At 66.1% G+C, this 6209-nt stretch carries 3 protein-coding genes and 1 tRNA gene; 3 read left to right on the forward strand and 1 reads right to left on the reverse strand.

The features are described 5' to 3' along the window. Window positions 1-369: 369 nt before the first annotated feature. Window positions 370-443, forward strand: a tRNA-Val gene (locus IRZ30_RS14800). A 594-nt stretch (window positions 444-1037) separates the two neighbouring features. Beyond that, window positions 1038-2807: a threonine--tRNA ligase gene (gene thrS, locus IRZ30_RS14805; RefSeq protein ID WP_366945363.1), complete on the forward strand. Its 1770-nt coding sequence runs from the start codon at window positions 1038-1040 to the stop codon at window positions 2805-2807. Window positions 2808-2944: 137 nt separating this feature from the next. Here thrS and IRZ30_RS14810 read toward each other — a convergent pair whose 3' ends face one another. After that, window positions 2945-3919 carry a dipeptidase gene (locus IRZ30_RS14810; RefSeq protein ID WP_294086246.1) on the reverse strand — a complete coding sequence of 325 codons (975 nt, stop codon included), beginning with the start codon at window positions 3917-3919 and terminating at the stop codon, window positions 2945-2947. Window positions 3920-4228: 309 nt separating this feature from the next. On the opposite strand from IRZ30_RS14810, the gene IRZ30_RS14815 reads away from it, so the two are divergent. Beyond that, window positions 4229-6127, forward strand: coding sequence for a peptide ABC transporter substrate-binding protein (locus IRZ30_RS14815; RefSeq protein WP_294086247.1), 1899 nt, complete (start codon window positions 4229-4231; stop codon window positions 6125-6127). Window positions 6128-6209 lie beyond the last annotated feature (82 nt).

A 6209-nucleotide genomic window follows, 5' to 3' on the forward strand; every position in this document is an offset into this window, starting at 1 on the left:
CCTCAAGCCCCTCCACGCCCGCGCCTCCGCCCTCGTCGCCCGCTTCGGCCGCCACGACATCGCCTGGCAACCCCGCGCCCAGACCGTCCGCGTGCTGGGGCACTGAGGAGCGTGATGCGTGGTACGTGTTCCGTGTTCCGTGTTCCGTGTTTCGTGCTTCGTGTCCGGGGTTTACGCGGAGAGCCGCAGCCTGCGCCGCATCACCAGCGCCCTACCTGTCGCCAAGCCCTGGCATCCTGCCGGCTCCCGTGCCTGCCTCCCCTCTCCCAATGTTGGGAGAGGGGCCGGGGGTGAGGGCCGGTCTCCCGCCGAACCCGACGCCTCAATTGCAGCCCCCAGGGCGCTATGGTATACTCGTCGCGTTGCAACGGGCGGTTAGCTCAGTCGGTTAGAGCGCCACGTTGACATCGTGGAGGTCACTAGTTCGAGTCTAGTACCGCCCACCCGACACCCGTCAGGTTCTCCTGGCGGTTCTTTCGTTCCAGACGCGGCCCGGATGGGTCGCAATACAGCGCAACGGCGTTGAGCGGGACGAGTACCCGGGCAGCGAACGCACAGAGAGGCGGGGTCACCGGCTGCAAGCCCCACCCGTAACCGGCCCGGAGAAAACCACCCGTGAGCTGACCGGTGAACGCCCGGCAGGGTTAGTAGCCGGATCCGGTAGCCCCCGTTATCGGGCACCCTGAGCGCCGTCACGGCCCGCGCCGGGCGGCGGAAGTAGGGTGGAACCACGTCAGGCCGCGCCTGCCGTCCCTTCGGATGGCAGGCGTTTTTCGTTTCACGCAGGTAAGCGGAGGGACGGTGGCCATGACCGAGGATGACACTGAGACTCGTGTTGCGTGATCCGTGTTTCGGACAGCGGTGGACGTCATGCGTGATGCGGCAACCGTACCCCTCACTCCCGGCCCCTCTCCGACTAGGGGAGAGGGCAGCAACACGCAATACGGAACACGCAACACGCATGACGCATGACGCATGACGTTTGACGCATGACGCAGAACCCAAAGGAGCACCCAATGTCGCAGATCGCGGAAGAGATGGACCTTCAGGTCGACGTTGAGAACCAGGAAGAACTTGAGCTCGCCAGGATGCGCCACTCCGCGGCGCACGTCATGGCGCAGGCCGTCGTGGAGATGTTCCCGGGCGCCAAACTCGCCATCGGTCCCGCCATCGAGAACGGCTTCTACTATGACTTCGACCTGCCCCGCTCGCTGACGCCCGACGATCTGGGCAAGATCGAGGAGCGGATGCGGGAGATCAAGCAGGGAGCCTACCCGTTCGAGCGCCGCGAAGTCTCGCGCGAGGAGGCGCTCAAGCTCTTCGCCGACCAGCCCTACAAGGTCGAGATCATTCAGGACCTGCCGGAGGACGCCGTCATCTCGACGTACACGCAGGACAGCTTCACGGACCTCTGCCGCGGGCCGCATGTGGAGAACACGTCACAGATCGGCCACTTCAAGCTGCTCAATGTGGCCGGGGCCTACTGGCGCGGTGACGAGAAGCGCCCGATGCTCCAGCGTATCTACGGGACGTCCTGGCGGACGGAGGAGGAGCTGCAGGACTATCTCCACCGGCTGGAGGAGGCTCAGCGGCGCGACCACCGGCGGCTGGGTCGGGAGCTCGACCTCTTCTCGGTCAACGAGGACATCGGCGCCGGGCTGATCCTGTGGCACCCGAAGGGCGCGATGATCCGCCACCTGATCGAGCGCTTCGAGACGGAGGAGCACCTGGCGCGCGGCTACCAGCTCGTGTACACGCCGCACATCGCCAGCGGCGACATCTATCGGAAGAGCGGGCACCTGGAGACGTACCAGGAGAACATGTACTCGCCGATGGACATCGAAGGGGCACCCTACTACCTCAAGCCGATGAACTGCCCCGGGCACATCATGATCTACAACAGCCAGGTCCGCTCGTACCGCGACCTGCCGATCCGGCTGGCCGAGCTGGGCACGGTCTACCGCTACGAGCGCAGCGGCACGCTCCACGGCATGCTGCGCGTCCGCGGCTTCACGCAGGACGACGCCCACATCTTCTGCCGTCCGGACCAGTTGGAGGATGAGATCAAGGGCGTGCTCGATCTGGCGCTCTACTTCGCCCGCGTCTTCGGCTACGAGTACGAGGCCTTCCTCTCCACACGGCCGGAGAAGTCGATCGGCAGCGATGAGAACTGGGAGCGAGCAACGGAGACGCTGGCCAACGCCCTCCGCAAGATGGGGATACCGTACGAGATCGACCCAGGCGCCGGGGCGTTCTACGGCCCGAAGATCGACATCAAGTTCCTTGACTCGCTCGGCCGCGAGTGGACGGGCCCGACGATCCAGGTCGACTTCAACCTGCCGGAGCGGTTCGACGCCACGTACGTCGGCGAGGACGGCGAGCGGCACCGGGTCGTCATGGTCCACCGCACGGTCCTCGGCTCGATGGAGCGCTTCGTCGGCGGGCTGATCGAGCACTACGCCGGTGCCTTTCCGGTGTGGCTGGCGCCGGTCCAGGCCGAGGTCATCCCGATCGCCGACCGGCACGTGCCGTACGCGCACGAGGTCGCCGCGCGGCTGAAGGAGGCGGACCTGCGCGTCGAGGTCAACGACAGCAACGACCGGATGCAGGCCAAGATCCGGCGCGCCCAGCTCCAGCGCATCCCCTACATGCTCGTGGTGGGCGACAAGGAGGCCGAGGCCGGCACGGTCGCCGTGCGGCTCCGGACGAACGAGAACCTCGGCGCCATGCCGCTGGACGAGTTCATCGCCCTCGCCAAGGAGATAAACGACACGAAGTCGCTCTCGCTCACGCGCGACGCGGAGTAACGGCGCTCACCCCCAGCCCCTCTCCCAACGTTGGGAGAGGGGCTCATTACGCCATACGGAACACGCAATACGCATCACGCGCCCTTGTTCCCCCTCTCCCCTTGTGGGAGAGGGGGTCAGGGGGTGAGGGGTATCCGCTACACCCACACCTCCCGCAGCACACGCAGCCAGTTGCCGGAGCAGATCTTCTCGATCGCGTCGTCGCTGTAACCCCGGCGCGACAGCTCGGCGATCAGGTTCGGCGTGTGCGCCGCGTCCTTCAGCTCGTCGGGCATCGTCGCACCGTCGAAGTCCGACCCGAGCGCCACATGGTCCACTCCGACCAAGCGCACGATGTGGTCGATGTGGTCCACCAGCACGCTCAAGGGCACCTCGGCCCCGGTCTCCGCGCCAGCCACCAGGAAGCCGACGTGGTAGTTGATGCCCATCAGCCCGCCCTTCTCGGCCAGGGCCCGGATCTGCTCGTCGGTCAGGTTCCGGTCGTGGTCGCACAGCGCGCGGGCGTTGGAGTGGCTGGCGACGAACGGCTTTTCGCTGACCTCGACCACGTCCCAGAAGCCCGGCTCGTTCAGGTGCGAGACATCGATTAGGATGCCCATTGCGTTGCACTGCCGCACCAGTTCCCGGCCCAGCCCGGTCAACCCGTTGCCCCGGTTCGCGGGCCCCACGCCGTCGGCGAAGATGTTCGGCCGGCTCCAGGTGAGCCCGAGCGAGCGAAGTCCCAACTCGTAGGAGAGCCGCAGCACGGCGAACTCCGGGTCGATCGCCTCAGCCCCCTCGTAATGCAGGATCGCGCCGAACACCCCGCGTTCGAGGCAGTCGACCAGTTGGTCGTAGCTCCGGATCAACTCGATCTGCCCGTTGGACTCTGCGACCACGCGGTGCAGGAGGTCGACCGCCCGTAGGGTCTGGATGAGCGCGTGCTGCGGCAGGTCCTCGTCCAGGATGAAGACCGCGCTCAGCATCGCGCCGATCCCACCCCGGCGCGCCCGTGGGAGGTCGACGTGCCCGATCGTCGACTCCTCCAGGAAGCTCCGCTTCGTCTCGATCAACGACAACAAGTAGTCGGTATGCCCGTCGATCACGGGGACAGTGGGTCGTTCCTCCATCATGAAGGGCGTCCTCTCCTCCCGCAACGCAGTTGCCTCTGCGCATCCGGCGTCCCCCGAGGGTCAGTGGGCCGGCCGGGTTATGTGTCAACGCGGAGCATCCTAACCGGATCGATGGTACCCGGCAAGCGTCTCGTTGACCATGCGTCGCACGAAGGCCAGGTTCCGTCATGATGGAAACCGTCTCACAGCCGGACAGGGCATCGTTCAGCCTGATTGGCCGCCGATTCCAACACTTGTTGTACACTCGCGTAGCGCACCCGCGGTGAGCGGTGCCGTGGGCGTGCCTGGTGATCACAGGAGGTGGATCAGGTGAATCGGACGGTGCGCGACGAGCGCGCTCTTCGTGCGGCGATTCGGAACGGGCAGCTCTCACGACGTGAGGTGCTGAAGCATGCGGCGGCGCTGGGCCTCAGCGCCCCGGTGATTGCCAGCCTGTTAGCAGCGTGCGGCGGAGACGAGGAAACCACGCCGACCAGCGACACCGCCGGTGCCGCGACCGCGACCGGTGACACCGGTCGTGCTACAGCGTCCCCAACCACTGACACCGGCAGCGAAGCCAGCAGCGGCGGCCGGGGTCGGGGCCAGGGCGATCTACTCCGGATGCTGTTCTGGCAGGCCCCGACAATCCTGAACACGCACCTGGCAACGGGGGACAAGGACAACATGCCTGCCCGTCTCGTCACCGAGCCCCTGCTGAACATCAACCCGGACGGCTCACTCGGCCCCGTCCTCGCCGCCGAAGTGCCGTCGCTGGAGAACGGCGGCGTCGCCCCCGACGGCATGAGTGTGACCTACAAGCTCAAGCAAGGCGTCGTCTGGTCCGACGGCGAGCCCTTCACCGCCCGCGACGTGCGCTTCACCTGGGAGTGGGTCGCCAACCCGGACAACAACTCGCCCAACCAGGCCGTGTATCAGGTCATCCGGGACGTCGAGATCGTCGACGACTACACCGTCACCCTGCACTTCTACGAGCCCACCCCGGGGTGGTTCAACCCCTTCGTCGGCGGCTTCAAGGGCGGCATTCTGCCTGAACACATCATGAAGGACTATGTCGGCGAACGCGCGCGTGAGGCGCCGTTCAACCTGGCGCCGATCGGCACCGGGCCGTACAAGGTGGTCGAGTTCCGGCCGGGCGACGTCGTGCTCTTCGAAATCAACGAGCACTTCCGCGAGCCGGACAAGCCGTACTTCCAGCGCATCGAGTGGAAGGGCGGCGGCGATCCCACGTCTGCGGGCCGTGCCGTACTCCAGACGGGGGAGGCAGATTTCGCCTGGAACCTGCAAGTGGACAAGCAGGTGCTTGAATCGCTTGAGCGGGGAGGACTGGGAAGCATCCTGGTTACTCCGTGGGCCAGCGCTGAGCAGATCATGGTCAACTTCGCGGACCCCACCGTCGAGGTCAACGGCGCGCGGTCCGAGCCGTCCACAACCCATCCGTTCTTCAGTGACCCACGTGTGCGTCAGGCTCTCGCCCTGGCGTGCGATCGCCAGACGATCAGCGAGGTGCTGTACGGCGAGACCGGCACGCCGACCGCCAACGTCCTGAACGCGCCGCCGCAGTTCGTCTCGCCGAACACCTCGTTCCGGTACGACCTCGAGGAAGCCGGCCGGCTGCTCGACGAGGCGGGCTGGGTGAAGAACGGCGCCTACCGGGAGAAAGACGGCCGGAGGCTGACGGTCGTCTTCTCGACGACCGTGAACCCCGTGCGCCAGCGGGAGCAGGAGATCCTGAAGGCGAGCTGGGAGCAGTTGGGTATTCAGACCGAACTCAAGGCCGTCGAATCCAGCGTCTTCTTCTCCACGGACGCCGGCAACCCGGACACCTACAGCCACTTCTACTGTGATCTCCTCATGTACACCAACGGTCCGACGAGCCCGTATCCGCTCGACTACATGGCCACCTTCAAGTCCGACGATCCGGACAACGACCTGGCGCAGAAGGCCAACAACTGGTCCGGGCGCAACTTCCACCGGTGGGTCAATGAGGAGTTCAACCAGCTCTACCAACAGGCGACCACCGAGCTCGATCCGAACCGCCAGGCTGAGCTGTTCATCGCCATGAACGACTTGGTGGTGAACGAGGTCGTGCGGATCCCCCTGGTGCACCGCTCCGGGGCCGACGCCGTCTCCTCCCGGCTCAAAGGGATCCAGCCGTCGACCTTCGAGCCGACGGGCTACGACATCGAGAACTGGTACTTCGAGGAATAGTCGATCCGGGGCGGTGCCCCGTGGCCCCCCCCCCGCCCCCGCCAACACCCCAAACCACCTCCGCATACCACCCCCCGGCACC

It is taken from the genome of Sphaerobacter sp. (assembly GCF_019683595.1).
Taxonomy (GTDB): Bacteria; Chloroflexota; Chloroflexia; order Thermomicrobiales; family Thermomicrobiaceae; genus Sphaerobacter.